This window comes from Pseudoalteromonas sp. CO325X (assembly GCF_004208955.1).
Taxonomy (GTDB): Bacteria; Pseudomonadota; Gammaproteobacteria; order Enterobacterales; family Alteromonadaceae; genus Pseudoalteromonas; species Pseudoalteromonas ruthenica.
On sequence record NZ_SGPG01000017.1, the window covers coordinates 36,596 to 62,357 of the forward strand.

The window sequence follows — 25,762 nt, forward strand, 5'->3', positions numbered from 1 at the left end:
ATTGCGCTCACCGAGATTCGGAGAGAGAGTCATGGCCAGCGGAAAAGAGATTAAAAGCAAGATCGGGAGTATTAAAAATACTCAGAAGATCACCAGCGCAATGGAAATGGTTGCCGCTTCAAAAATGAAGCGTGCACAGGAGCGTGTTGCTTCTAGCCGTCCATACGCTGAGAACTTACGCAAAGTGATCGGTCGTATTGCTCAAGCGAATCTTGACTTTAGTCACGCTTATTTAGAAGAGCGTGATGTAAAGCGAGTTGGTTATATTGTTATCTCTACAGACCGTGGTCTGTGTGGCGGCTTGAACACTAATGAGTTCAAGAAAGTCTCACAAGACGTAAAGGCTTGGAAAGAAAAGGGCGTTGACGCTACTTACGCAACCCTAGGCAGCAAAGCTGCTGGGTTCTTCCAAAGCTTTGGTGGTCAGCTTGCCGCGAAAAAGGCAGGCCTTGGAGATGCCCCTTCAGTTCAGGACGTAATTGGTCCTGTGAAAGTAATGCTCGATGAGTTCGCTGAAGGCAAAATTGACCGTTTGTTCGTGGTATATAACCATTTCGTTAATACCATGAAGCAAGAGCCAGTAATCGATCAGTTATTACCTTTGCCAAAAGCTGAAGAAGAAGTATCAGCCCACGCTTGGGACTACTTGTACGAGCCAACACCAGAGGCCATTTTGGAAACTCTGTTGGTGCGTTTCATTGAGTCACAAGTTTATCAAGGTGTGGTTGAGAATGCTGCCTCTGAGCAGGCCGCCCGTATGGTTGCAATGAAAGCTGCAACTGATAATGCCGGCGACCTGATGGATCAGTTGCAATTGCAGTACAACAAAGCGCGTCAAGCAGCAATCACACAAGAGATCAGTGAGATTGTGAGCGGTTCGGCAGCGGTTTAACGCTTCGGCAAAGTTTAACGAGAGGAATTGACATGAGTTTAGGTAAGGTCGTCCAAATTATCGGCGCCGTTGTGGACATCGAGTTTCCACAAGACAACGTGCCAGCCGTATATGACGCACTAAAAATTACAGAAGGCGACCTAGCAGGTTTGACACTAGAAGTGCAACAGCAGCTAGGTGGCGGTGTGGTACGTGCTATCGCACTAGGTACTACTGACGGTCTACGTCGTAGTACAGCAGTAGAGAATACTGGCGAGCCAATCATGGTTCCAGTTGGTACTAAGACCCTAGGTCGTATCATGGACGTATTGGGTAACCCAATTGATGAAGCTGGCCCAATCGGTGAAGAAGACCGTATGTCTATCCACCGAGCTGCACCTTCATACGAAGAGCAGAGCAACTCAGTTGAACTTTTAGAGACTGGTATCAAGGTAATCGACCTTGTATGTCCATTCGCTAAAGGTGGTAAAGTTGGTCTATTCGGTGGTGCCGGTGTAGGTAAAACCGTAAACATGATGGAACTTATCCGTAACATCGCAATCGAGCACAGCGGCTTCTCAGTATTCGCTGGTGTTGGTGAGCGTACGCGTGAGGGTAATGACTTCTATCACGAAATGAACGACTCAAACGTACTCGATAAAGTATCGCTAGTATATGGTCAGATGAACGAGCCACCAGGTAACCGTCTACGTGTTGCTTTGACTGGTCTAACTATGGCTGAGAAGTTCCGTGACGAAGGTCGTGACGTACTATTCTTCGTAGATAACATCTATCGTTATACCCTAGCCGGTACTGAAGTATCAGCACTACTAGGTCGTATGCCATCAGCAGTAGGTTATCAGCCTACACTTGCTGAAGAAATGGGTGTACTACAGGAGCGTATCGCGTCAACTAAGACTGGCTCAATCACTTCAATCCAAGCGGTATATGTACCAGCGGATGACTTGACTGACCCGTCACCAGCAACGACGTTCGCGCACTTGGATGCAACAGTTGTACTATCTCGTGACATCGCGTCGCTAGGTATCTACCCAGCGGTTGACCCACTTGACTCATCTTCACGTCAGCTAGATCCGCTTGTTATCGGTCAAGAGCACTACGACATCGCGCGTGGCGTTCAAACCGTACTACAGCGTTATAAAGAGCTGAAAGACATCATCGCCATCCTAGGTATGGACGAGCTGTCTGATGAAGATAAGCAAGTAGTATCACGTGCACGTAAGATCCAGCGTTTCCTATCTCAGCCGTTCTTCGTTGCTGAGGTATTTACAGGTGCGCCAGGTAAATACGTTTCATTGAAAGACACTATCGCAGGCTTTAAAGGCATTCTTGACGGCGAATACGATGAGCTACCAGAGCAAGCGTTCTACATGGTAGGTTCAATCGAAGAAGCTGTTGAAAAAGCGAAAAGCATGTAACTAGGAGGGGAGTATGGCAGCTATGACCGTACATCTTGATGTTGTAAGCGCTGAAGAGATGATTTTCTCTGGCCGCGTAGAATCACTTCAAGTGACAGGTAGTGAAGGTGAGCTTGGTATTATGCCTGGCCACGCACCGCTACTAACTGCCCTCAAACCTGGAATGGTCCGTTTAGTAAAGCAACTAGGTGGTGAAGAAATCATCTATGTTGCTGGCGGTACATTAGAGGTACAACCTCATAATGTAACTGTCCTTGCAGATACCGCTTTACGAGCTGAAGAGCTTGATGAACAAGCGGCAGAGCAGGCTAAGCGTGAAGCGCAAGAGCAAATGGATAAAGCTGGCAGTGGCGAGCTTGATTACCATAAAGCTGCGATTCAACTCGAAGAGGCGCTTGCGCAGCTTCGTGTTATTCGTCAATTGCGTAACAGCTAAACGCTTCCAACCTCATAGGTTTGCAAAAACCCGCGCTTAAAGCGCGGGTTTTTTTATGTCTGTTCTTTCTATGTTCACACTGTTGCAGATACAATGGTCGGTATTGTCGATAGCCATACCAGAATATCGCTGGCGGCTTTTTAGTCAGCTGTGTTCGGACACAGGATGTGCCAACTTAAAGCGTGAGCTGAGTGTGCGCTGTCACGTCGCGAAAAAAGGATATTAGAATGAATTTAACGACTGTAATTTTAGCTGCGGGTAAAGGTACACGCATGCGTTCTAAGTTGCCTAAGGTGCTGCATCCGGTTGCCGGCAAGCCGATGGTTCAACACGTCATTGATAATGCTAAGGCCTTAGGGGCCACCAGCACCAACCTAGTTTATGGTCATGGTGGCGAGTTGCTTAAACAACAACTCGGTCATAATGAGGTCAATTGGGTGCTACAAGAGCAGCAGCTAGGCACGGGCCATGCTGTCGCTGTAGCCAAAGAACATATTGGCGATGACGATAGAGTACTGATTTTATATGGCGACGTGCCACTGACCAAGCAAGAAACCTTAGAGGGGTTATTAAAAGCCACTCCTGAGCGTGGCCTAGCGGTGCTTACCGTGGATTTGGCCGACCCTAATGGCTATGGGCGTATGCTGCGCGATAATGGCAAACTGGTGGGTATTGTCGAGCAAAAAGATGCCAATGAAGAGCAACTGAAAATTACCGAAATTAACACCGGTATCATGGCCTGTCATGGCGGGTTGTTGAAAAAGTGGTTGGGCAATCTATCGAACAGTAATGCTCAAGGCGAATACTACCTTACCGATATTGTCGCTATGGCCCACTCAGAAGGCGTTGAAATCAGTTCAAGCCAACCATCGCACCCTATGGAAGTTGAAGGCGCTAATAATCGCGTACAGCTCGCTCAGTTGGAGCGTGCCTATCAAGGTTGGCAAGCCGAACAGTTGATGATCAACGGTGCGAGCCTAGCCGACCCGGCCCGCATCGATGTACGTGGCACAGTGACCACAGGTCAGGATGTACACATTGATGTTAATGTCATCTTTGAAGGTCAGGTAGAGCTCGGCGACGATGTTGTTATCGGCCCTAACTGCGTATTAAAAGACTGCAAAATTGGTGATGGCGTGGTGATTAAGGCCAATACCTTGATTGAAGATGCCAGTGTCGCTGCGAAGTGCACTTTAGGCCCCTATGCGCGCCTACGCCCCGGGGCAGTTATGGAAGAAGACTCTCATATCGGCAATTTTGTGGAAATGAAAAAGTCCCGTCTAGGAAAGGGCTCAAAAGCAAACCACCTGACCTACTTGGGCGATGCACAGATAGGCGAAAAGGTGAATATAGGCGCCGGCACAATCACCTGTAATTACGATGGCGTTAATAAGTCGCAAACTATTATCGGCGATCATGCCTTTATTGGCTCTAACTCCTCGCTGGTGGCTCCGGTAGAAATTGGCGCCACTGCCACAGTGGGTGCCGGCTCAGTCGTGACCACTAATGTGGGCGATAAACAGCTGGCGGTAGCGCGAGGCAAGCAGCGTAATTTAGACGGCTGGCAACGCCCTACAAAAAAGAGCTAAGCTGTTAAAAGTACTCGCCAAGTGATAATAGAACAAGCCGCGCCATGCGGCTTGTTCTATATATGGGTTTGGTTGTATTACAGGAGAGGTAAAGTGGGCAAGGAAGTTGATTCTTTTTATTTGTACTGTCTGGCAGGTATGTCATTAGTCGTTGTTGGACTTCCGTGGTTTATGTTTTCATTTGGTTTTGAGCTGACGGAAATACACTTTGAATATCCAGTCAGTGGGCTATCTATTATTGTATTTGACCCAATAATGTCTTGCACGGTGATAGGTTGGATTCTTATTCTATTCGTTTTTATAGTTGCCGTCATTGGCTCTGTGAAAGAAATGTGGAAAGATAACGAGCGTATAAGACTTGCTCAAAAACAGGTGGGTAAAGTATTTAATAAAATGTTTTTTTGTGGCTTAACTTTGTTTGTCGCAAACTATCTACTCTGGCCAATGTGGGCGTCATATAATAACTTTGAGCCTTGCCCCAGCTCTACTTTGTTACACAATGAGTCATTTGTTACCGCATGGGTGACGGATATTGAAACCTGTTATAATGACAAGGTTGATACCGTATTAGAAAACAGCTTGCATGAGACTGTCCTGCGTGCCAATGAGCTTATTGAAAACCTAAAAAAGTAGCATTGTATGAGGTGTATACTGAGCCACTTTTTGAAGGACAAGTACAATGAGCAGGGATGTGGATACTTTTTACTTTTACGCTTCGGTGTTTCTTTTTTTCGTCGTTGTTGGGCTGACATGGTTTATGTTAGCGCTTGGATTTGAGTTATCAGCTGTACAATTTAATTACCCAGCAAGTGGCTTGTCACTCGTAGTATTTGAACCTCTATTCCCCCTCATACCTATAAGTTGGGCTATTACCATATTCGCTTTTGTAGTAGGTATTTTTGTCTCTATGAATGAAATATGGCAAGACAATAAACATATTAAATTAGCACTAAATAGATTAGGAAAGGCCTCAGTGGCTTTCTTTGTTTTAATTCTCGTTGTTGTGAGTGCCAATTATGTAGCCTGGCCTATCAGAGCATCGCATAGTGGTTATCAGTCATGTCCGGATTTCACCCTGTTGCACAATGAATCATTGGCCACCGCATGGGTGACGGATATTGAAATCTGTCATAATGACAAGGTCGATACCGTATTAAAAAATAGCTTGCATAAGAATGTCCTGCGTGCCAATGAGCTTATTGAAAGCCAGCATCAATAGCACTTTATTAAAGGTTACTTGCCCACTTTTTGAATTTTTATAGGAAAGCTAAATGCGTCATGAAGTCGATTCTTTCTATTTGTACTGCCTAGCAGGTATGTCATTAGTCGTTGTTGGACTTACGTGGTTTATGTTAGCTGCTGGATTTGAGATAAATATCACACATTTTACTTACCCAACCAGTGGCTTAAGTCTGATTTTATTTGAGCCAGTTATGTCCGGCTTGATTACTAGTTGGATGATTAGTGTATGTCTTTTAATAAATGGAACCTTGAATACTGTAAAAGCATTTTGGCTAGATAATAAATATATTAATTTGGCTTTAAATTGGCTGAAAATAATATTAGTGGTTCTACTGATACTGACTATTACTCTGGTTTCTGCCAGTTACTTACTCTGGCCATTATGGGCGTCACACAATGGTTATCAGCCCTGTCCTAGCTTTACCTTATTTTTTACAGATCCTGTTACTACTGCCTGGGTGACGGACATTGAAATCTGTCATAATGACAAGGTTGATGCTGTATTAAAAAACAACTTGCATGAGACTGTGCTGCGTGCCAATGAGCTTATTGAAAACCTGAAGTAGTTAGTTTTTGCAGTTAAAACAAGCCGCGTCATGCGGCTTGTTCTATTTTTACGTAGCCCCATGAACTAAATAGTCGTATCTGCAGTCCTTATAAGGTGATGTTATTTTTGTAGCATAGGGATATGTTTTTACGCGCCTTACTCATTTCAATTACTTGCCATATGCTAATTCTTGGGTATGTGTTGAGCACCGCCACTCCGGCGGTAATGCGAGCGCATCAGCAAGAGCCCCCGGAAACCATGCAGGTGGTGATAATTAGCTTGCCTCCGCCAGAAAATAAGATAGAGCAGCCCGTGCATGCGCCAGAGCCGATTAAGCCGCAGCGCTCAGTGAATAATGACTCACGCTCAGTCGCGCTCGTTCAAAAAGAGGAAGGTGAAGGAACAGCTAATCAGCACAGTGAAGCTCTTAAAAATCGTGCGACTGATGCTGAAAAAGCAGACAAAACCCCGGTGAAAATAAACCCTTATGCGCACTTTGAGCAACGCGTCACTCGTGCGTTTGCAAAAACGCAGTCATCAGCTGGGATGGGCAAGGTACAGCTTGATGAGCTTCCTCGTTACTCCGGTCCAGATATCACATCAGTGCAGCAATCAACAGGCGCGATGCAGGTGCTCGCCGGTGACAAGGTGACGGGTAACTATCTATTACGCCAAGATGGGCGCTGCTTTGTCATGGATGCTTCTTCACCGATGGCACAAGCGGATATGCCCGCAGGTGAAGTCATTTGCCCGCATCTCAACCAAAGAAAGCAGGCCGCCTTTGATGCGGCCATGAGTAAATGGTTGCAGGATTAACTGTGTGATAGAAACACGGTGAGAGTGTCGCCAACCTGTAATATATTGCTTGAAAGGTTGTTCCACTGTTTTAATTTGGCAATGCTCACTTTGTAATGGCGGGCAATTTTCCATAAGCTCTCCCCCGAGCTGACCTTATGTTCGATTTGCTCATCGGCTAATACCGGTAAAATCAGCTTATCACCAATGCGAATGCGATCGGAGCTAAGGTTATTAAACGTCTTTAGCTGCTTAACACTAAGAGCATAACGCTCGGCAATAACACTTAAACTATCCCCCTTGGCAATGGTGTAATGCTGCCATTGGCTGTAATCACTACTTTGTTGTTTGGCAATGGCTTGCTGCCAGTGTTGCTGTTTAGCCTTGGGTACGACCAAATGCGGAGCATCGATGATCGCCGGAAAGCGGATTACGCCGTGATTGAGGTCTTGCACATCTTGCCATTGCGACTTATCGGCTAAAATAACCGCGCCTTTGATGGGGAGAGGCGAAATGGCTGGGCTGTTATCAATTGCTGGGAAGTCCATTTTTTCATGTTTTAGCAAATGCACTGCAGCAAGCAGTTTGGGCACATATTTGCGCGTTTGTTTGGGCAGTTTGAGCGCGAAAAAATCCGTGCTTTTCCCCGCTTTTTTATTGGCCGCAATAGCATTGCGCACTCGGCCTTCACCAACATTGTATGCAGCAATAGTATGATACCAGTTGCCATCAAAACGCTTATACAGGTATTCAATAAAGTCCAGCGCCGCCGCTGTACTGTCGAATACATCTTGACGGCCATCGTACCAAGGCGTGATTTTAACGCCAAAGTATTGAGCAAGCGAAGGCGTTAACTGCCATAGGCCGCTAGCATGCTTGTGAGAGTAGGCGCTGGCATCAAAGTCACTCTCAATCAGCGGCATTAGCGCTAACTCTATTGGCAGGTTTCGCGCTTCTACCTCTGTCACTATATGATACAAGTAAGGTTCGGCACGACGACTTATTTCATCCATATAATTAGGATGTGATAAATACCAGTCAACGCGCTTTGTCACATCCGGGTGAGTCGAGTCCGCAAAGCTCAACTGCATACGGATACGTTGCCATACATCGTCCACTTGTTGCGGTGTTTGTTGAGGTTGTTGCGGCTTTTTCGATTGCACTGACGGCAGTTCCGCCTTTTCACTTACACTTGGGGATTGAGCCTCGGTTTTTATGGTGTCATTGTTTACAGGGGGCTGGGGCTTTGAGCTCATGCTCTGGCAACCCGCGAGGAACAAAAAAACTAATAGCGCTGAAATTCGATACATAAATGCTACTTAAATTATAAACTTAATTCGGTCATTTTCGGCGAATCAGCTTAGCGTTGGCACCTTAACATAAGGTGAGCTAAATCTGAGCGGCCGCTGAAGCGAGGGCTTGCTAACTGCGCCCTCAGAGCTCATTGGTGTTATCCAAAGACGCAGCGTAAACATGCCCCTTGGGGTTGCTCATGGTAGGTTAGGTCGCCACCATGGCTAACCATAATTTGTTTGCTCAGCGCCAAACCTATCCCTGAACCTTGCTGTTTAGTAGTGAAGAAAGGCACGAACATCATTTCTTGAGCTTGTTTACTGATGCCACCACCGGTATCACACACGGCAATGTATAACTGCCCTTGGCTATTTTTATCAACAACCATAGACAAGGTTTTGTCTGCACAGTTCACACTCATTGCTTCTATGGCATTTTTGATCAGATTAATTAATACCTGCTCAATTTGCTGGGCATCACACATCACTAAAGTGTCGCTGTGGGTTTGTAGCTCTAGAGTAATATGCTGCTGCTCCAAGTCTGTTTTGAAGAGGGCACAACAACGTGTTACCACATCTGCAAGAGATTGCGCCTTGAGATCTGGCTTGGGCAGATTACTGATCGATCGAAAACGTGCGATAAAGGCGCTTAACCCTTCAGTGCGGCTATGCAGGGTTTGTAAAGCAAGTGCTAAGTCTTCTTTATCTTCGCTATCAGTAAAATTCAGTCCTTGTGGCAACAGACCGGTGCAGGTGTGTGCCAATGATGACAGTGGGGTAATCGAGTTGGCAATTTCGTGCGTGAGAACGCGCGTTAAGCGCTTATAGGCTTGTTGTTCTTTCAGTAGTAATTGCTCATGAATCGACTGCAAAGTCACAATTTTTAGCTCTTGCCCTTGGATGGTGGCCAAACTTATTTGTATAGACAAGGTGTCCTGCTGTTCTCCTCGCTGCCATAGAGCTGTTGATTGACACTGACTGTGTGCTTCACTAATAAACTCACCGAGCTGCGCTAACGATTGCAGATCTTTCACAGGAGCCCCGAGCAGCCTTGCGACAGCCGGGTTTTGTTCAATAATATTGCCCTGCGCATCGAACACTAACACCGCCATATCGATATGGATTAGCAGGGTTTGCATAAACTGGGCTTGTTGCTCCGCAGCCAACCGGGCTTGCAAGATTTGCTCTTTAACTTCGTTATACTGTACCCGCATAGGATGGTTGCGAGGCAACCCCAGGCTACTATCCCCGTTAGCCAGGGCTTTAAGTGCTAATTGCGCTTGGCGGCTTTGGCGTTTAAACAGCACTAAAATACTGCAAATGCAGGCCAGTGCGACCAATATCATACCTGTGGTTAGCGCCGGTAATTGTAAGCTGTACCAACTATATTGGGCGCCTAATGCCGTGAGTATAACGCCAGCTAACAATAACGACAGTTTTGTATTTGCAGACATCAGTGTTAAAGCCCGTATTTTTCTAAGCGTCGATACATGGCACCACGAGTCAGCCCTAATGCTTTAGCGGCGTGGCTCACATTACCTTGGAAGTGAGTGAGTGCAGCGCGAATTGCGCGATGTTCAAGCTCTTCTAGGTTGAAGGTATCATATTGCTCACCTTGCTGTGGTGCTACGCTACCGGTGGTCGCCGGTGCGCTAATAACTGAGCCAATATCTAGCTCAGTGCCGGTAGAGAGGATCACCGCTCGTTCTATTGCATGCGCTAGTTCGCGTACATTGCCTGGCCATTGATAGCTACTTAACGCCTGCATGCTGGAGTTGCTAACGCTAAGTTCGCGTTTGTATTTTTGGCCAAAATGGTTGAGGTAGTAGTCAACCAGTAAAGGAATGTCCTGATGACGCTCGCGCAGTGGCGGCAGGGCGATTTCCACGGTATTGATTCGATACAGTAAATCTTGGCGAAAACGGCCTTCGCCGACCGCCTCATGTAAATTATCATTGGTGGCGCTGATTAAACGAATATCGACATCGATGGTTTTGCTGCCACCAATGGGTGTAATTTGCCGATTTTGCAATGCTGCCAAAAGCTTCACTTGTTGCTCCAGCGGCAAATTGCCCAGTTCATCCAAGAATAAACTGCCACCGCCAGCGAGTTCGAAGCGGCCAACGCGGTCTTCTTTGGCATCAGTGAAAGCGCCTTTTTTATGGCCAAATAATTCGCTCTCCATCAGTGATGCGCTCATGGCTCCCATATCAACGCTAATAAAAGGGCCGCTATGACGTAGGCTTTGCTGGTGGATAGCATGGGCAGTGAGCTCTTTACCGGTACCACTTTCACCGGTGATAAGAATATTGGCGTCGGTTTGGGCTGCTCGTTCGATGGTATCGAATACTTTTAACATCGCATCGCTTTGCCCTAAAAAGGCAAATTTATTGCTATTTAATGCATCGTTTAAGCCTTGGGTTTGACGCTTCAGCTGACCCACTTGGCGCTTGTCTTTGGCATGGCTAAAAGCAGCAGCGACACTGGCTAACAGCTGATCGTTTTGCCATGGCTTGGCGATAAAATCTGCGGCACCAGCCTTTATTGCATCTACAGCCAGTTGAATGTCGCTGTACGCGGTCATAAGCAGCACCACAATCGTGGGGTCTTGCGCGGCGATTTTTTTTAGCCAGTAGAATCCCTCTTGGCCACTGATGGAGTCTTGGGTAAAGTTCATATCCAATAAAATCACATCAATGGGCTGGTCAGCCTGCTGTTGCTCGTTAACGATACCCTCTATATCAAAGGGATTATCTGTGGTTTTAACGCTTTGATAATGCTGTTTAAGTAATAAACGCGCGGCGATAAGAATATCGGGGTTGTCATCAACCACTAGTATAGAGCCTGCCTGTTTCATATCCCTGCCTTGGCTTTTTCTTTTTAGCCTACCCCAGTTATTCATTCCCTGTCCACAAATGGGCACTGTAAAGAATTGAGGTGTTCTATAAGCGGACACCTTATTGCTCAGAATAATCCCATATTAACATTAAGCCTATGAAATTTATGAAAATTAAATTTTGGCACGGAGCTTGATAGTTACCCTGCATATAGCGAACACATATATTGGGTGACTGAGATGGATAGAAAAATAGAATCATCAGGCTTAAAAAAGCACGCGAAGAAAGTCGCAATGTCGGTTATTGCTCTCAGTGTTGCGGCCGCTGCGTACGGATTTAGTCAAAGCTCTTCACAAGGTCGTAGCCAAACGGTTAATGCCAGTAATTTAACGGTAAGCACAGTAAACCAAGGCGAATTTGTCGATGCACTAAGTTTACGTGGGCAAGTAGTACCAAAAACCACCATCTACCTCGACACCATTGCCGGTGGGCAGGTGGAAGAGCGTCTTGTAGAGCAGGGTGAGTTTGTCAAAAAAGGTCAGCCTCTGGTGCGTTTAAGTAACACCAATTTGCAACTTGATGTAATGAGCCGGGAAGCACAAGTTACTGAGCAACTTAACTTTTTGCGTAACACCCAGATGAATATGGAGACCAGCCGCTTAAACCTACGCCGAGATTTATTAGAAATTGAACTGAAAATCACTCACCTAACTCGCCGCCTTAAGCAAACTGCGCCGCTGGTAGAAAAAGGCATGCTTTCTCAAGAGCAGCTGTCTGAGTTAAAAGAAGACTTGGCTTATTATCAAGCACGTAAAGAGCTCACCATTGAGCGTCAACAGCAAGAGAAAAGCATTCGCGAAGTGCAGTTGGCGCAGCTACAAGATAGTGCCGAAATGCTCGAGAAAAACCTCCAGTTTGCGCGCCGCAACCTCGATAACTTGCTGATCACTGCCCCGGTAGATGGGTATTTGAGTGAGTTGGACGTCGAAATTGGCGCATCAAAGAGCCGTGGCGCGCGTTTGGGTCAGATTGATATACCTAATGAGTACAAGCTGGTGATCCGCTTAGATGAGTTTTATCTCAGCCAAGTACGCTCTGGTATGGAGGTCATTATTGAGCTTGAACAAGGGAATGTCAGCGCCACAGTCACCAAAATAGACAGTCGCGTGCAGCAATCACAATTTCAAATTGAAGTCGAACTGCCAGAGCAAGCGAGCAACATAAAACGGGGGCAGAGCTTGGATGTCGAGCTGATGCTTGGCGGCAGTCAAGATAATGCGCTGTTGTTGTCGCGAGGCGCATTCTTTAGCAGCTCAGGCGGTAACTGGGTGTATGTCATGAATGATGATAACAGTGGCGCCGTTCGCCGCGACATCCGCCTAGGTCGAAAAAACCAAGATTTTTACGAAGTGCTCAGCGGTCTTGAGCCCGGTGACAAAGTGATCACCTCAAGCTACAGCAACTTCGATAAAGCACAACAATTACAATTTTAAAGGAACAATGATGATCAAGCTAACTAACTTATCGCGCGTATTTCGCACTCAAGACGTTGAAACAACAGCACTTAATGATATAAACCTCAGCGTTAAAGAGGGTGATTTTTTGGCCATTATGGGCCCTTCAGGGTGTGGTAAATCTACCTTGTTATCTATCCTTGGCATGCTTGACTCGCCAACCAGCGGACAGTTTGAGTTTCTGGGTGAGGACATTGCTGGCTACAACGAAAAGCAATTAGCGCAGCTGAGAAAAGCCAGCATTGGCTTTGTGTTTCAAAGCTTTAACCTTATTGATGAGCTCACCGTGTATGAAAACGTTGAGCTGCCGCTGCAATATCAAAAAATAGATAAAGCTGAGCGTAAGCAACGTGTTGAAGCTATTTTAAAGCGCGTAGGTATCGATCACCGTGGCGATCACTTACCGCAACAGCTTTCCGGTGGTCAGCAGCAGCGCGTCGCCGTCGCGCGAGCACTGGTAATTAATCCTAAGCTGATCCTCGCCGATGAGCCCACCGGTAATTTGGACTCTAAAAACGGGGATGAAGTCATGACCATGCTGCGTGAACTTAATCGCGAGGGCACCACAGTGATCATGGTGACGCACTCAGAGAAAGAAGGAAACTATGCCGACCGCCTAGTTCGCCTACTTGATGGCCAAATCATGGTAGATAAAGCCAATACCGCTAATCCTGCGGTTAATACAGAGGTGGCATAGCCATGATCTTAAGTTACATAATTACGGCGCTGCGTGCTTTTAAGCTACAAAAGCAGCACTTCGCGCTCAACGTGTTTGGTTTGAGCATGGGCTTAGCCGCAGCTATTTTGGTAGCGCTTTTTGCCGTTAATGAGCTTTCCTATGACGCGCAGCAGCCTGACGCTGAGCGGGTTTATCGCGTCGGCCAAGACTTTAGCAAACTTGGCTTGGCAGTGATCCCTATCTCTAACTACACGCAGGCGAAAAATGCGCAAAGTTACAGTCAAATCGAGGATGTGTTTGCCCTAACTTTGTCGGAACAAACTCAGGCCACCCCTGCCAACGTGACCTATCGCTCCCAAGGTTATAAGTTGGATGGCTTGTTTGGCGCCACCGCTAATATTGAGCGTTTTATTGCCTTGCGCACCTTAGATGGCTCATTAAGTCAGGCGTTGAGTACGCCAAATGGCTTGGCATTGAGCGAATCCGAGGCACTGCGTATCTTCGGGAAGGTGAATGCGGTGGGCGAAACCTTGGTGCACGAGCATGGCCAGTACACCGTGCGAGCCGTGTTCGCCGATTTGGCCGATAACACCCATTTTGCCTTTAAGTCCCTGGCCTACTTTGAACATAACCCGGAAAACCTGCGTGCCAATCACAGCTATGTGTATTTAAAGCTGGCCCCTAATACCGACACCCAGGCTCTGGCGAAAACGCTCACAGAGCAGTACTTCGCTAATGATGAAAGCTATCAGGTGAGCATTGAGTTACACCCACTGCGTGATCTGCATTTAACCGCTAAATCACCGTTTGAAATGAAAACGGGGGGAGCTAAACAGGTGGTAGTGATTTGTGCAGGGCTGAGTGTATTGCTGATTCTTATTGCTGGCTTTAACTTTATTAATATGACCGTGGCGCAATCTGCTAAACGCGCCAAAGAAGTGGGTGTGCGCAAGGCCCTAGGTGCAAGCAAAGCCCAGCTTGTGACGCAGTTCTTATCAGAGTCGGTGTTGGTATCGCTGCTGTCCATGGTGCTCGCGTGCATTGCCGTTGAGCTTATTCTCCCTAGCTTTAATGCCTTGGTAGACAGAGAGCTGGTGGTCAACTACGCCTCTATGTTTAGCGTTGTGGTGCTGGCGGTGGCCGTAGCGGTGGGCTTACTTGCAGGGCTGTATCCTGCCTTCTTTATTTCGTCATTTAGCGCGAAACGGGTGTTAAGTGGCGATTTACAGCGAGGTAATACAGCTATATTCGTTCGTAAGAGCTTACTTACCTTACAGGCCTCGTTATCTATAGCTTTAATTATCGCTACTGTGACTTTGCAGCAGCAATTAGCCTACTTACAAAGCTTACCTTTGGGGTATGAAACGCAACAGCGCTTAGTTATCTCTGAGTTGCCGCGCAAAATGGTGCTGACCAAAGAGCGCAGTGCTTTAGTTAAAAATCTCGCTGCAATTGAAGGCGTAAACAATGTCAGTGTGGTGGATACTCAGCTCACTGTCTCAATCAATAATACCGTGGCACCGGTGTGGCCTAATGGTGAGAGCACCGAAGGCTTAACGCCAATTATAGGTACCGATTTTAACGTTGTGGAAACCTTAGGTCTTAAGCTCATTGCCGGTCGTAGTTTTAGCGCCGAGTATGCTGGTGACTGGGCGCAACGAATTAACGGTACCACTCAGGTTGGCACCTTGGTAACCGAATCTATTGCTAAGCAAGCGGGGTATTCACATCCGAGTGAAATGGTGGGTAAAACCATCACCACTCAAGGGCAAGGGATGGCAATGCGAGTGGTCGGCGTGGTAGCAGATGTAAAAGTGGGTAATGCCCAAGATGCAAACTCGAACATCATGTTCCTATGTGGGCTGAGTTATGGCCCTGTGGCTGAGGTCATAATGAATATCGATCAGCAAAACTTGCCATACATTCAGCAGCAAGTAACAACGGTATTAGCTAATCATGCCAAGATTTATGAGCCTAAAATCAGTTTACTTTCAGAGGACTATAAAAACTTACTGCGTGGCGATGAACGCGTGTCGCAAGTGGTGTTTATATTCACTGCGTTGGCCGTGTTCTTAACCTGCTTAGGTACCTTTGGTTTAGCGTCATTCGCGACTATTCGCCGACAAAAGGAAATTGCTGTACGCAAAGTTCTTGGCGCCTCTCGAACCAGTATTATCAACATCTTAGCTAAAGAATTCTTACTGCTAGTGGCGCTGAGCATTGCCATAGCCTATCCAGTGACCTACTGGCTGGTGGGTGACTGGTTAGCAAACTTCAACGACCGTATTGAGCAGGCTATCTGGGTATATGGCATCGCCGCTCTCGCTGTTGCCGGTATTACCTGGCTGACGGTTGCGGGATTAGCCTTTAAAGCGGCCAGTACGCGCCCTTCATTAACACTGAGATACGAATAAGGTGTAGGCGGCGCCATTAGGGCGTCGCCGCAAAAAATCACAATGATAAAAAACATATGCAATATGCCGGCGAACAACAATAACGACTTCGAAGTGGCGAACAATAGCGCACGAAGCAGAAAGATATTGGCATTACTCAGCTTGTATATACATCAGCAGGAGTGCACCTATGCTCACTAGTTACTTATCGGCTGCGCTACGCGCATTCGTAACCCATAAACAACATTTTCTATTAAACGTATTTGGCTTGGCGGTGGGCTTGGCTGCGGCTATTTTAATGGCCCTATTTGCCCGTTTTGAGGCCAGTGTCGACGCGCATCAGCCCCACTTTGAGCACACTTATCGGTTATCGCAACACTTTCGTGAAATGGGAGTGAATGCGCCGGTGACTAATTACTACGCAGCGCAAGAGGTGGCAAAAAATGGTGCGGTAGAGGATATCTTTGCCTTGAAAATGCATCCTCGGCTATCTGGGGATTTTAGTGCTCATGGCAACTATTACAAAATGAAAGATTTATTTGCCACAGGCACCAATATCACCGACTTTGTTGCGCTCGATGTGCTTTTTGGTGATTTGCAGCGCACGCTGAGCGCACCGAACAGAATCGCGTTGAGCGAACATGAAGCCATACGTATTTTTGGCCAGGCTAATGCTATTGGTGAGACCTTAAGCAAAGGGCAAACGACCTACACAGTTACCGCCGTATTCGCCGATTTGCAAGATAATACCCACTTTGCTTTTTCCGGGTTAGTGGCAATGCAGGACGAAAATCCTAATTACCAGCTCAATAACTTTTATGTGTATGTACGCTTTGCTGCCGACGCTGATATCAAAGCCGAGCAAGCACGTTTTGCCGAGGCTTACCCTGAACTTGTTTATCCAGATCAGCCGCTCGGTTTCGTGACCTTATCCTTTGAGCACCTACCTAGCATTCACCTGCATTCCGATAGCCGTTACGAGCTTAAAGAAAATGGCTCGTACACCGTGGTGTTGATCAGCTTTTCGCTGAGTATTCTATTAATCGTGTTGGCGGCTTTTAACTTCATTAATATGAGCATCGCGCAGTCGGCTAAACGAGCCAAAGAGGTGGGTGTACGCAAGGCGCTGGGAGCGAGCAAGGCACAAATTATTAATCAATTCCTAGTGGAATCCTTATTGGTAACCAGTGTGGCAGCGGTGCTTGCGTGCGCGCTACTGGAATTAGCATTACCAGCGTTTAACCAGTTGGTAGGGCGCACCTTGGTGATCGACTATTTTTCAGAGTTTGGCATTATTTTAGTCGCGGTCGTGGTATCGGTGGGCGTGTTAGCTGGCGCGTACCCCGCATTTTTTATGTCAGCGTTTAGCGCGAAACGCGTGCTCAGCGGTGATATTCAGCGCGGTCGTACTGCTATTTTGGTGCGCAAGTTGTTGCTGACTTTGCAGGCCTCTTTATCTATTGCCCTGATCATCGGTGCATTCTCCTTGCATCAGCAGCTCAGTCACTTGCAATCGCTGGCGGTTGGCTATGAAAAACAATACCGTTTAGAAGTGGATGATATCCCGGCTAGACAATTGTACTTTAAGCACAACAATGTCTTGAATCAGCGCATCAATGCTGTCCCTGGTGTGATCTCTAGCAGCATTACCGATGCCTCTTTTACCTCGTCATTCAACACCAGCTTTACCGTGACTTCGGATAACGGTGAGTTAAATGATTCTGTGATCCCTTTTATTGGCGTGGGCTTTAATATTGCTGAAACCGCTGGGCTAGAGGTTATCGCTGGGCGCGACCTGAGCGCCGACTATGGCAGTGATTGGCATAGCTTGGGCGACGATGGCAACGGCCGGGCTGGGGTGCTGGTATCGCAATCATTCGTTAAAGTGGCCGGGTATAAGAGTGCCGAGCAAGCCATTGGCAAAGAGCTTTACAGCAGTTCCGGAGACAATCAGGAAGTGCTCAAAATTGTGGGCGTGATCAATGATGTTACCATTGGTTCAGCACGTGAGGCTTCGGCATCGCCATTAATTTTGGTGTGCGGCTTTAGCTGGGCCAACGAGGGCAAGTTGATTATTAACTTTGAGCCGAGCCAGCTTAATGCAGTAAAAACGCAGGTGCAGCAAATCGTCAGTGACCAGTTAAATGTGCACAATGCTGATATTGAGCTGGTAGCAGATAACTACCGTGCGTTATATAAAAACGATGAACGTGTTTCCACTTTAGTTGCCATTTTCTGTATTTTAGCAATCTTATTAACCTGCCTAGGTACCTTTGGATTAGCTGCGTTCTCTACCTTACGCCGTCAAAAAGAAGTGGCTGTGCGCAAAGTGCTCGGTGCATCTAGGTTAAGTATTGTTAACTTACTCGCCAAAGAGTTCCTACTGCTGGTGGCCATAAGTACTGCCATTGCCTTCCCATTAACCTACTGGTTAGTGAGTGATTGGCTGGCAAACTTTAACGAGCGTATTGATCAGGCTATGTGGTTTTACGTTGTCGCCGCCGCTTTGGTAGCCATGATCACCTGGTTAACTGTGGCTAGCCTCGCCTTTAGAGCGGCTAGCACCCGGCCTTCGTTAACGCTGCGCTATGAATAATTAACCCAACCCTACTCAAAGCGCACGAAAGTGCGCTTTTTTTAATCCATTCCCGCTGTTGCTGCGTTTAACAGTTAATAGACCGAGGAGTGCAACCTATGCAAGCAAATCAACTTAAAGCCGCGTTAGCCGATAGCCAATATCGCGCCATCATCCTTAGTTATGCCGATGCTAATCATTATTTAGCCGGAGCCCTTGATACCGACGGTAATTATCATATTCTGAGCGATAACAACGACGTATTGAAACCCTTTAATTCTTTGCGTGAAGCCGAGTGTGCGCTGGTTGAACTCGGCGCGACTCAAGCATTATTGAAAATGCAGTCTGCGTATGAAGAAATAGGACCCAGTGATTTTTGTGGTGATGGCATCAGCAATATGGAAATTCGTCAGCTCAAGCGAGCCGGCTCAACGGTGTAGCGCTGCTACACACGGCAGTAGCAGCCAGAGACCTTGCTTACTAGCATCGAGCTGTGAAAGCCATTTTCGTAGTTGCTTATAACAGTATCAATAATGCCATCTTCGATGGCACATCCGAGCCCAACAGAGAGGGGGCCAGCGTAAAGCACGCTGCCATGCGCCAACATAATGGCTGCGGGCACAGCAGGTAGCAGGCCTGTGGGCAGTGATGATGCATCGACCTGACGAACCTTTATTCCTGCTCGGCGAGCATCAGCTATGACCTTATTTTGGTGAGGCGCAGCGACCCGTTGGCAACGACATTGCTCATTGCCCACCAACAGCAAGGTGGTGCCGTGCTTTTCACTATCAATATCCGCTAATACCGGCAGTAACGAGCGTTGCCAATGTGGCTGCTGCAACATGTTGTTTGGATCAAATACAGTGGCCCGTTTGTCGGCCACAAACCACAAAGCCACTGCACTGCACAGCAGCCACAGGCCGCTGATAACCAACTTCAATATTTGTTTGTTAGCGCTGGACAAAACGAGATACCTGAGCCTTCAAACTATCTAAAGCATTGAGCATATTGGCCACCTGCTCATCAAGCTGATGGATGTTGATGCTGTCTTTTTCTGATAGTTCGCGTACATGAACACTTTGCTGGGCTATTTGCTGAGTATTGCTGGCTTGCTGCAAAACAATGTCTTTAACATTATCAGAATCATCCTTAATCACTATCATGGTTTGTTCCACCGCTGAGATAGCCTCCAAAACTGAGGAACTCAGTTGCTCGACAATATTCACTTTATCAATGCAGTGCCCCATGGAGGTGGTCGATTTATCACTGTTAGCGACCAGCTCTTTAAGCGTATGTGCTATTTTGTCGGTGGCTTGCTTTGAGGTATTGGCAAGCGATCTTACTTCATCGGCAACCACCGCGAAGCCCCGGCCTTGTTCACCCGCCCGGGCTGCCTCTATAGCGGCATTCAATGCTAATAGGTTGGTTTGCTCGGCAATGGCATTAATGTCATTGAGCAGGTTAGAAATAAGCGCACAGCTAGACTCCAAATCCTTTAACTGCTGCTGCGTGGTGTCGAGCATTTGCGCTAAAGCATGGCTTTGTGCGTCGGTCTCATGGACTTCTTTCATGGCACCTTGCAGTTGCGTTGAAATCATCGAGTATTGATCGGCCACGTGCTCGCTTTGGCTTTGAACTTGGCTAAAGCCATCACTCACTTGCTCTCCTGCTTGAGAAATCAGGTTATTTTGCGTTTGTTTATGCTCGGCGTTTTGGGTGAGTAATTGTTGTAGCTCAGCCACCTTGGTGGCGCCTTGAATAAGCGCTTGCTGCTCTTTATGGACCGAATCAACAACGCTACTGAGTTGATCGAGTAGGGTATTGAATTGTGCCAGTGCATTGCTATCTTTCGCCTCAACACGCACAGAAAGGTCTAGCTTCATTGGGTCGCGGGCTATCTTCTCTATGGCAGACTCCAGCGCTTTTCCACCTTGATATTCCTGATACAACATATGTGCGATATAAGCAGCAATGAGAGCTTCTGCTGTGGCGTATACAGCGTGGATAAGCACGGTACTAAAGGCGAGTCTTTGTGGGTCGAATACGTAAACGCCCACATCGCCCGTTTGCATAAAGTAAAAACTGATGTGATGCGCAGCGACTAATAAAAGTGCGGTGATAAAAATGCGCCAGTTTTTAAAAATGACCAAAATCGCCATAAAAATAAAAATCTCAAAATGCACTTCAATCAGGCCGTAGGCTTGATGAATATGCAAAAACGAGAACATCATCAGTGCTGCGGCACTCACATGATGTGTCAGCCTGCTTTGCGGGGCGCTTTTAAGCAGGTATATGGGTAAAGAAGCGATAATAAAGCTGATGACTAAGCCTTGCCCGATGTTGTCGTAATACAAACCCAGTGCCAGCGACTCAACGGTGAGAATAATAAACAGCGATATGAACAATGATGAGGATTTAACCAAGTTGAATTTCCTTTATTAAACACTCCGTTGTTTTAGGCTAGGCGCTGGCTAGAGCAAGCGCAAATTAAGTAATGAAATTATTACGTTGCTCGTATCAGTGTTGATCACTAACTGCTTGTGCTTAAGCCGTAATTAAGCGTTTTGCGACTATTTTTATGCGCATACCATTTGTGCATTGAGCTTGACATAAAGTTTCGACTATAATGGCTTATCTTTCGAACCGAAACTTAAGTGTAACTGAATGACTAAGCGCAATACCCAGCAACGCCGCCATACTATACTTAGCCAAGTTAATGAAGTGGGTGAAGTCTCGGTCGAGGCGTTAGCGGAGCAGCTGCAAACATCAGAAGTTACGATTCGAAAGGACTTAGCAACACTTGAGAAAAATGGCCTCTTGCTACGCCGATACGGCGGCGCGATTGCCTTACCCAATGAAATCGTTGCCAGTGAAGAGCCGCAAGACTCAGCCCGTAAACGCGCGATTGCCAAGGCAGCCGCTCAGCTTATTAAAGATCATCACCGTATTATCATCGATAGCGGGCGCACCACCGCCGCCTTGATCCCGGAACTGGCGAGCAAACGAGGCCTAGTGGTGATGACCAATGCCATTAATGTTGCTAATCGCTTACTGGCGTTAGAGAACGAGCCGACCTTATTGATGACCGGTGGCACCTGGGACCCACATTCAGAGTCTTTTCAAGGGCAAGTAGCAGAGCAGGTATTGCGCTCATATGATTTCGATACTTTATTTATCGGTGCTGATGGCATCGATGTTTCCCGTGGAACCACTACTTTCAACGAACTTATCGGCCTAAGCCAAGTGATGGCTGAAGCGGCTCGTGAAGTGGTGGTGATGGTGGAGTCTGACAAGATAGGCCGCCGTATCCCAAATTTAGAACTGCCTTGGCACAAGGTCAGCACTCTGATCACCGACAACACCTTGGCTGCAGACTTGCGCCAAGAGATCAGCGCGCATGGCGTACATTTAATTTGCGCCAAGGTATAAACACATAACCCGACCGACAACATCGGGCTTTTTAACAACACATACTGTGCAAATGGAGAATCTATGTGTGGAATAGTAGGGGCCGTTGCCGAACGCCCTGTGAACCGAATTTTAATTGAGGGCCTTAAGCGCCTTGAATACCGTGGCTACGACTCAGCAGGCGTAGCGCTATCGCAACAAAGCACCTTAAATTGCGTTAAAGCTGTGGGTAAGGTGGCGGCGTTGGAAAGTGCGCTCAATGAAGCCAATGTTTCCGGCACAACGGGCATTGCCCACACTCGCTGGGCGACCCATGGTGGCGTTACCGAAGCTAATGCCCACCCGCATGTCTCTAACAGTGAATTAGCACTGGTTCATAACGGCATTATCGAAAACCATGCGAGTTTGCGCGAAGCATTACAAGGCGATGGCTACGAGTTTGTATCGCAAACGGATACCGAAGTTATGGTGCACCTTATCCATCAATTGCGCCAACAGCACAACTCCTTGCTCAGTGCTGTACAAGCAGCGGTGAAACAACTAGAAGGTGCCTATGGCACGGTGGTATTTGATAAAGCCAACGATAATGAAGTGATTGTTGCGCGCTCAGGAAGCCCGCTAGTTATTGGCTTAGGACTCGGCGAGAACTTTATTGCTTCTGATCAGCTTGCACTATTGCCTGTGACCCGCAGCTTTATCTTCCTAGAAGAGGGCGACGTGGCACGTATTACCCGCGATAGCGTGGAAATATTCGATAGCAACGGCCACAGTGTTGAGCGTGAAGTGGTGGAATCTAATATTACCCAAGACGCCTCTGGCAAGGGCGACTACCGCCATTACATGTTGAAGGAAATTTACGAGCAGCCATTGGCAGTGCGTAATACCTTGGATGGTCGTTTGCACGATGAGCGCGTCAGTGTAGATGCCTTTGGTGAGGGCGCAACGCAAATTTTTAAAGACGTAAAACACGTGCAAATTATTGCCTGTGGTACCTCGTATCACTCGGGAATGGTCGCGCGTTACTGGCTCGAGCAGTTTGCCGGCGTTAGCTGTAATGTCGAAATTGCCTCAGAATTCCGCTATCGCGAGTCGTTCGTGCACGAAAATAGCCTATTAGTAACGATTTCCCAATCGGGTGAAACGGCTGATACCTTGGCTGCCTTGCGTTTGGCTAAAGAGCAAGGCTACATGGCGTCGATGACCATTTGTAACGTGCCGGGCTCATCGCTGGTACGCGAGTCTGATTTAGCCTTTATGACCAAAGCAGGGGCTGAAATTGGTGTGGCTTCAACAAAAGCCTTTACCACACAGTTGGTTGGCTTGTTGATGCTAACGGCGTCTATCGCCCAAGAAAAAGGCCTTAATCAACGTGCTATTGTAAGTGCGATTAAGACCTTGCCCAACAAGCTTGAAGAAGCGTTGACCTTGGCCGAGGGCATTGAGGAGTTAGCGGAAGAGTTCGCCGACAAACACCACTCGTTATTCCTAGGCCGTGGCTCGCAGTACCCTATTGCTATGGAAGGAGCGTTGAAACTCAAAGAAATATCCTACATTCACGCCGAAGCCTATGCTGCGGGTGAGCTCAAACATGGCCCATTAGCCTTGATTGACGCCGATATGCCGATCATCGTCGTGGCGCCGAATAACGAGTTACTCGAAAAGCTAAAATCGAATGTAGAAGAAGTGCGTGCCCGTGGCGGTATCATTTACGTGTTTGCCGATAAAGACTCACACTTTGCATCGGACGAGACCATGCGGGTAATCAATGTAAACCATGTAGAAAACATTATTGCACCAGTGGTTTATACCATCCCACTACAATTGCTTTCGTACTACGTTGCGGTTATTAAAGGCACCGACGTTGACCAGCCCCGAAACCTAGCCAAATCGGTAACGGTGGAGTAAGAAGAAATTGAAAAAGGCGCGTGTGCACGTTAAATAATGATCGAAACAGAGTTTAATGTGTGCAACTCTGGGTAAAGTTCGCTACAAAAAAGTATGCTACCAGTAAAATATACGAAACTACTGGTAGCATTTAAACGTTTATTATTAGTTAATCAATTAACCCCAAGCGCCTTAAACACAGCATCGACGGGGTCTGCATAAAAGCTGATCTGGAATTTTGAGAACAACTCAGCAGGAACCGTTGGAATATCTGAGGCTGAGGCCATTGGGAGCAAAATACGCTTTGCGCCACTGTCCATAGCTAACTGAAGACTGCCTGCAAGATCTTGAACAGGATTGACGACACCACCTAACGTCATTTCACCCAAAACAACCATCTGCTCTTGAATCGGTCGGTTCATCAGAATTGAACAGAACGCAATCAATGCAGCGAGCGATGACTTTGTACTTGGCCCTGTATTGTGCAGCTCAACAACATGAAGGTGATACTCATGATCAGAAAACTTCGCCGACGCACTGATTCTATTCAGGTTACCTTTGAAATAATCAAAGCCAACACGCACAGCTTCTTTCGCTGCGGTATTCGAACCAAGGCCAGACACTGAATGTTTACCAGAACCAGCCATCATCTGGGTTTCATAGCGATATAACCCAAGCTGCCCAGTGCTTCCCTGAGTAACCAAGTGCACAACACCAGCGCGAGGTAAGCCCTCAGGAATTAGCTTGCTGCCACCTTGCTCCGGTACATTGACGAAGAACTCTTCTAATGACTCGTTATCGATGTAGCTAAAGTGCACATCAAAAAATTCCATTCCGCCAAGCTTTTTCAATTGCTCTTTGACTCTACGTCTAGTTTCCAGCGCATAGGTCAGGCAGGCTCTTACATCATCTTTTGTGTACTGTGCGTCAGGGTGTAATAGCTTTAACAAACCCGAAACAGTTCTTCGCACAGCAATTACATCACGCTGATTAAGGTTGTTACCGAGTTTGAAGAACTTATCGATAGCATCAGCAAAACTTCGTTTGCGCATTTCACGCATGTATTCAGCAAGATAGTCTGTGATTAATCCATAACTATTGGTGAAAAACTCAGGACGCATCTTCGGTATTTCCCATCCAGGAATATAGGAATGGAAACGGTCAAAAAAAGCAGTGTCAATCATGGCATCAGGAAAAGGTGCCAACAGATGGCTGGTCTTCACCAGTGTCTCAACGCTTTGATTGATATTACCGACGAATACCATGGAAGCCTTCGCTTCGATTGAATCACGTCCACGAGAAAATGAACCCGACGACATATAGTCTTTCATGATCTGAACGCCGTCTTTGTCTTTAAAGGTAATACCCGCTACTTCATCAAAGGCGACAACATCCCACATACCAACCAACCCAACTTGGCGCGAGCTCATGTTATAGAACAAGTTCGCCACAGTTGTTTGTCCACCCGAGACAAGCAATGAGTTTGGTGAGCACTCTTTGTAGACATGGCTTTTACCTGTACCTCTTGGTCCGAGCTCACAAATGTTGTAGTTGTTTTCAACGAATGGGATCATGCGAGTAATAAGATGCCATTTCACCCGATGCTCTAAGTTAGTTGGCTCCATACCCACGGAACGAAGCAACACATCCATCCACTGATCGGTACTAAAATGTCTTCTGGTTGAAAACACCTCATCCATGTTCATGGACGGCATTTGTATCGGTTTTAAACTCATAATGGAGAAAGGTGATGTCTTCTGACCTTCCTCAAAGAAATACTGCACGGTAATAATGCACCAGATACCGCCAGTTAATAATTTTTCGTTGTCTTGTACAATTTTGGTCGGTACAAGAGCATCCTTGATCCCCAGGTTCGACAACGCAGCTTCATAGACGTCTTTTTTCTGATTGAGCTTAACGCTTACTTTGTCGATGATTTTAAACGTGCCGCGTTCACGGATCAGTGACTTCACTTTCTCCGCTTCATCTGGTCGAACATAGTTCTCAGCCAAGATTTTTTTCACATTCTCAAGGCCTTGCATTACAACTTCGTCGTCATCGGACGCACAATACATGCCTAGTAAATACTCAAGCACATAGACAGGGACGTTAGCGCCTTCTTTCAACTGCTTTGTCAGATCTTTTCGAACGACACGGCCTTTAAAATATTGATTGAGCAATGCGTCTAAGTCGGCGCTTTGCATCTGACTTTTTTCGTCTTTATGATCTTGTGAAAAATCAGTTGTCATGTTTCACCCCAG

At 46.9% G+C, this 25,762-nt stretch carries 21 protein-coding genes; 15 read left to right on the forward strand and 6 right to left on the reverse strand.

Annotation, left to right across the window (positions count from 1 at the left end; translation table 11 throughout):
• Positions 1-31 precede the first annotated feature (31 nt).
• From atpG to EXT46_RS08560, 8 genes are all read left to right on the forward strand, one after another.
• Complete coding sequence (gene atpG / locus EXT46_RS08525) at positions 32-892, forward strand: F0F1 ATP synthase subunit gamma (protein WP_022944889.1); 861 nt, start codon at positions 32-34, stop codon at positions 890-892.
• 32 nt (positions 893-924) lie between these two features.
• Positions 925-2,310 (forward strand): F0F1 ATP synthase subunit beta, encoded by a 1,386-nt coding sequence (gene atpD, locus EXT46_RS08530; RefSeq protein ID WP_022944890.1) that lies wholly within the window; start codon positions 925-927, stop codon positions 2,308-2,310.
• Between the two features lie 13 nt (positions 2,311-2,323).
• Complete coding sequence (locus EXT46_RS08535) at positions 2,324-2,746, forward strand: F0F1 ATP synthase subunit epsilon (protein ID WP_130146653.1); 423 nt, start codon at positions 2,324-2,326, stop codon at positions 2,744-2,746.
• Positions 2,747-2,973: 227 nt separating this feature from the next.
• Positions 2,974-4,335 carry a bifunctional UDP-N-acetylglucosamine diphosphorylase/glucosamine-1-phosphate N-acetyltransferase GlmU gene (glmU, locus tag EXT46_RS08540; protein ID WP_045979459.1) on the forward strand — a complete coding sequence of 454 codons (1,362 nt, stop codon included), beginning with the start codon at positions 2,974-2,976 and terminating at the stop codon, positions 4,333-4,335.
• Positions 4,336-4,428: 93 nt separating this feature from the next.
• Positions 4,429-4,968, forward strand: a complete 540-nt coding sequence (locus EXT46_RS08545) for a hypothetical protein (RefSeq protein WP_130146655.1) — start codon at positions 4,429-4,431, stop codon at positions 4,966-4,968.
• 46 nt (positions 4,969-5,014) lie between these two features.
• Positions 5,015-5,554, forward strand: coding sequence for a hypothetical protein (locus tag EXT46_RS08550; protein ID WP_130146657.1), 540 nt, complete (start codon positions 5,015-5,017; stop codon positions 5,552-5,554).
• A gap of 52 nt (positions 5,555-5,606) precedes the next feature.
• Complete coding sequence (locus EXT46_RS08555) at positions 5,607-6,143, forward strand: hypothetical protein (RefSeq protein ID WP_130146659.1); 537 nt, start codon at positions 5,607-5,609, stop codon at positions 6,141-6,143.
• A 122-nt stretch (positions 6,144-6,265) separates the two neighbouring features.
• A complete protein-coding gene (locus EXT46_RS08560; RefSeq protein ID WP_130146661.1) occupies positions 6,266-6,940 on the forward strand; it encodes a hypothetical protein in 675 nt (224 codons plus the stop codon).
• Here the strand turns inward: EXT46_RS08560 and EXT46_RS08565 are convergent.
• From EXT46_RS08565 to EXT46_RS08575, 3 genes are all read right to left on the reverse strand, one after another.
• A complete protein-coding gene (locus tag EXT46_RS08565; RefSeq protein WP_130146663.1) occupies positions 6,937-8,175 on the reverse strand; it encodes a LysM peptidoglycan-binding domain-containing protein in 1,239 nt (412 codons plus the stop codon). The genes EXT46_RS08560 and EXT46_RS08565 overlap by 4 nt on opposite strands.
• A gap of 194 nt (positions 8,176-8,369) precedes the next feature.
• Complete coding sequence (locus EXT46_RS08570) at positions 8,370-9,665, reverse strand: ATP-binding protein (RefSeq protein ID WP_130146665.1); 1,296 nt, start codon at positions 9,663-9,665, stop codon at positions 8,370-8,372.
• Between the two features lie 5 nt (positions 9,666-9,670).
• Positions 9,671-11,068 carry a sigma-54 dependent transcriptional regulator gene (locus EXT46_RS08575; RefSeq protein WP_130146667.1) on the reverse strand — a complete coding sequence of 466 codons (1,398 nt, stop codon included), beginning with the start codon at positions 11,066-11,068 and terminating at the stop codon, positions 9,671-9,673.
• Between the two features lie 219 nt (positions 11,069-11,287).
• Here EXT46_RS08575 and EXT46_RS08580 point away from each other — a divergent pair, with 219 nt between their 5' ends.
• The 5 genes from EXT46_RS08580 to EXT46_RS08600 all read left to right on the forward strand — a co-directional run bounded on the left by EXT46_RS08580 (position 11,288) and on the right by EXT46_RS08600 (position 18,649).
• Complete coding sequence (locus EXT46_RS08580) at positions 11,288-12,541, forward strand: efflux RND transporter periplasmic adaptor subunit (RefSeq protein ID WP_130146669.1); 1,254 nt, start codon at positions 11,288-11,290, stop codon at positions 12,539-12,541.
• 10 nt (positions 12,542-12,551) lie between these two features.
• Positions 12,552-13,259 (forward strand): ABC transporter ATP-binding protein, encoded by a 708-nt coding sequence (locus EXT46_RS08585; protein WP_130146671.1) that lies wholly within the window; start codon positions 12,552-12,554, stop codon positions 13,257-13,259.
• 2 nt (positions 13,260-13,261) lie between these two features.
• Positions 13,262-15,655 (forward strand): FtsX-like permease family protein, encoded by a 2,394-nt coding sequence (locus EXT46_RS08590; protein WP_130146673.1) that lies wholly within the window; start codon positions 13,262-13,264, stop codon positions 15,653-15,655.
• Between the two features lie 169 nt (positions 15,656-15,824).
• Positions 15,825-18,230: an ABC transporter permease gene (locus EXT46_RS08595; RefSeq protein ID WP_130146675.1), complete on the forward strand. Its 2,406-nt coding sequence runs from the start codon at positions 15,825-15,827 to the stop codon at positions 18,228-18,230.
• Positions 18,231-18,328: 98 nt separating this feature from the next.
• A complete protein-coding gene (locus tag EXT46_RS08600; protein ID WP_130146677.1) occupies positions 18,329-18,649 on the forward strand; it encodes a DUF6482 family protein in 321 nt (106 codons plus the stop codon).
• A gap of 5 nt (positions 18,650-18,654) precedes the next feature.
• Here the strand turns inward: EXT46_RS08600 and EXT46_RS08605 are convergent, their stop codons facing one another.
• The gene (locus EXT46_RS08605; RefSeq protein ID WP_130146679.1) at positions 18,655-19,173 is read right to left on the reverse strand and encodes a DUF6436 domain-containing protein; all 519 of its coding nucleotides are present in this window, start codon (positions 19,171-19,173) and stop codon (positions 18,655-18,657) included.
• Positions 19,160-20,632, reverse strand: a complete 1,473-nt coding sequence (locus EXT46_RS08610) for a methyl-accepting chemotaxis protein (RefSeq protein WP_130146681.1) — start codon at positions 20,630-20,632, stop codon at positions 19,160-19,162. The genes EXT46_RS08605 and EXT46_RS08610 overlap by 14 nt, the downstream gene beginning before the upstream one ends.
• A 241-nt stretch (positions 20,633-20,873) precedes the next feature.
• Here EXT46_RS08610 and EXT46_RS08615 point away from each other — a divergent pair, with 241 nt between their 5' ends.
• Both EXT46_RS08615 and glmS read left to right on the forward strand, forming a co-directional pair.
• A complete protein-coding gene (locus tag EXT46_RS08615) occupies positions 20,874-21,638 on the forward strand; it encodes a DeoR family transcriptional regulator (protein ID WP_022944907.1) in 765 nt (254 codons plus the stop codon).
• Positions 21,639-21,701: 63 nt separating this feature from the next.
• Positions 21,702-23,522: a glutamine--fructose-6-phosphate transaminase (isomerizing) gene (gene glmS / locus EXT46_RS08620; protein ID WP_022944908.1), complete on the forward strand. Its 1,821-nt coding sequence runs from the start codon at positions 21,702-21,704 to the stop codon at positions 23,520-23,522.
• Positions 23,523-23,674: 152 nt separating this feature from the next.
• Here glmS and brxL read toward each other — a convergent pair whose 3' ends face one another.
• The gene (gene brxL / locus EXT46_RS08625) at positions 23,675-25,750 is read right to left on the reverse strand and encodes a protease Lon-related BREX system protein BrxL (protein WP_130146683.1); all 2,076 of its coding nucleotides are present in this window, start codon (positions 25,748-25,750) and stop codon (positions 23,675-23,677) included.
• Positions 25,751-25,762: the final 12 nt, after the last annotated feature.

What these genes read in the sequence shown, in the direction of transcription:
- atpG (WP_022944889.1), top strand. Translation starts at nt 32, where the DNA reads ATGGCCAGCGGAAAAGAGATTAAAAGCAAGATCGGGAGTATTAAAAAT.
- atpD (WP_022944890.1), top strand. Translation starts at nt 925, where the DNA reads ATGAGTTTAGGTAAGGTCGTCCAAATTATCGGCGCCGTTGTGGACATC.
- EXT46_RS08535 (WP_130146653.1), top strand. Translation starts at nt 2,324, where the DNA reads ATGGCAGCTATGACCGTACATCTTGATGTTGTAAGCGCTGAAGAGATG.
- glmU (WP_045979459.1), top strand. Translation starts at nt 2,974, where the DNA reads ATGAATTTAACGACTGTAATTTTAGCTGCGGGTAAAGGTACACGCATG.
- EXT46_RS08550 (WP_130146657.1), top strand. Translation starts at nt 5,015, where the DNA reads ATGAGCAGGGATGTGGATACTTTTTACTTTTACGCTTCGGTGTTTCTT.
- EXT46_RS08555 (WP_130146659.1), top strand. Translation starts at nt 5,607, where the DNA reads ATGCGTCATGAAGTCGATTCTTTCTATTTGTACTGCCTAGCAGGTATG.
- EXT46_RS08560 (WP_130146661.1), top strand. Translation starts at nt 6,266, where the DNA reads ATGTTTTTACGCGCCTTACTCATTTCAATTACTTGCCATATGCTAATT.
- EXT46_RS08565 (WP_130146663.1), bottom strand. Translation starts at nt 8,175, where the DNA reads ATGAGCTCAAAGCCCCAGCCCCCTGTAAACAATGACACCATAAAAACC.
- EXT46_RS08570 (WP_130146665.1), bottom strand. Translation starts at nt 9,665, where the DNA reads ATGTCTGCAAATACAAAACTGTCGTTATTGTTAGCTGGCGTTATACTC.
- EXT46_RS08575 (WP_130146667.1), bottom strand. Translation starts at nt 11,068, where the DNA reads ATGAAACAGGCAGGCTCTATACTAGTGGTTGATGACAACCCCGATATT.
- EXT46_RS08580 (WP_130146669.1), top strand. Translation starts at nt 11,288, where the DNA reads ATGGATAGAAAAATAGAATCATCAGGCTTAAAAAAGCACGCGAAGAAA.
- EXT46_RS08585 (WP_130146671.1), top strand. Translation starts at nt 12,552, where the DNA reads ATGATCAAGCTAACTAACTTATCGCGCGTATTTCGCACTCAAGACGTT.
- EXT46_RS08590 (WP_130146673.1), top strand. Translation starts at nt 13,262, where the DNA reads ATGATCTTAAGTTACATAATTACGGCGCTGCGTGCTTTTAAGCTACAA.
- EXT46_RS08595 (WP_130146675.1), top strand. Translation starts at nt 15,825, where the DNA reads ATGCTCACTAGTTACTTATCGGCTGCGCTACGCGCATTCGTAACCCAT.
- EXT46_RS08600 (WP_130146677.1), top strand. Translation starts at nt 18,329, where the DNA reads ATGCAAGCAAATCAACTTAAAGCCGCGTTAGCCGATAGCCAATATCGC.
- EXT46_RS08615 (WP_022944907.1), top strand. Translation starts at nt 20,874, where the DNA reads ATGACTAAGCGCAATACCCAGCAACGCCGCCATACTATACTTAGCCAA.
- glmS (WP_022944908.1), top strand. Translation starts at nt 21,702, where the DNA reads ATGTGTGGAATAGTAGGGGCCGTTGCCGAACGCCCTGTGAACCGAATT.
- brxL (WP_130146683.1), bottom strand. Translation starts at nt 25,750, where the DNA reads ATGACAACTGATTTTTCACAAGATCATAAAGACGAAAAAAGTCAGATG.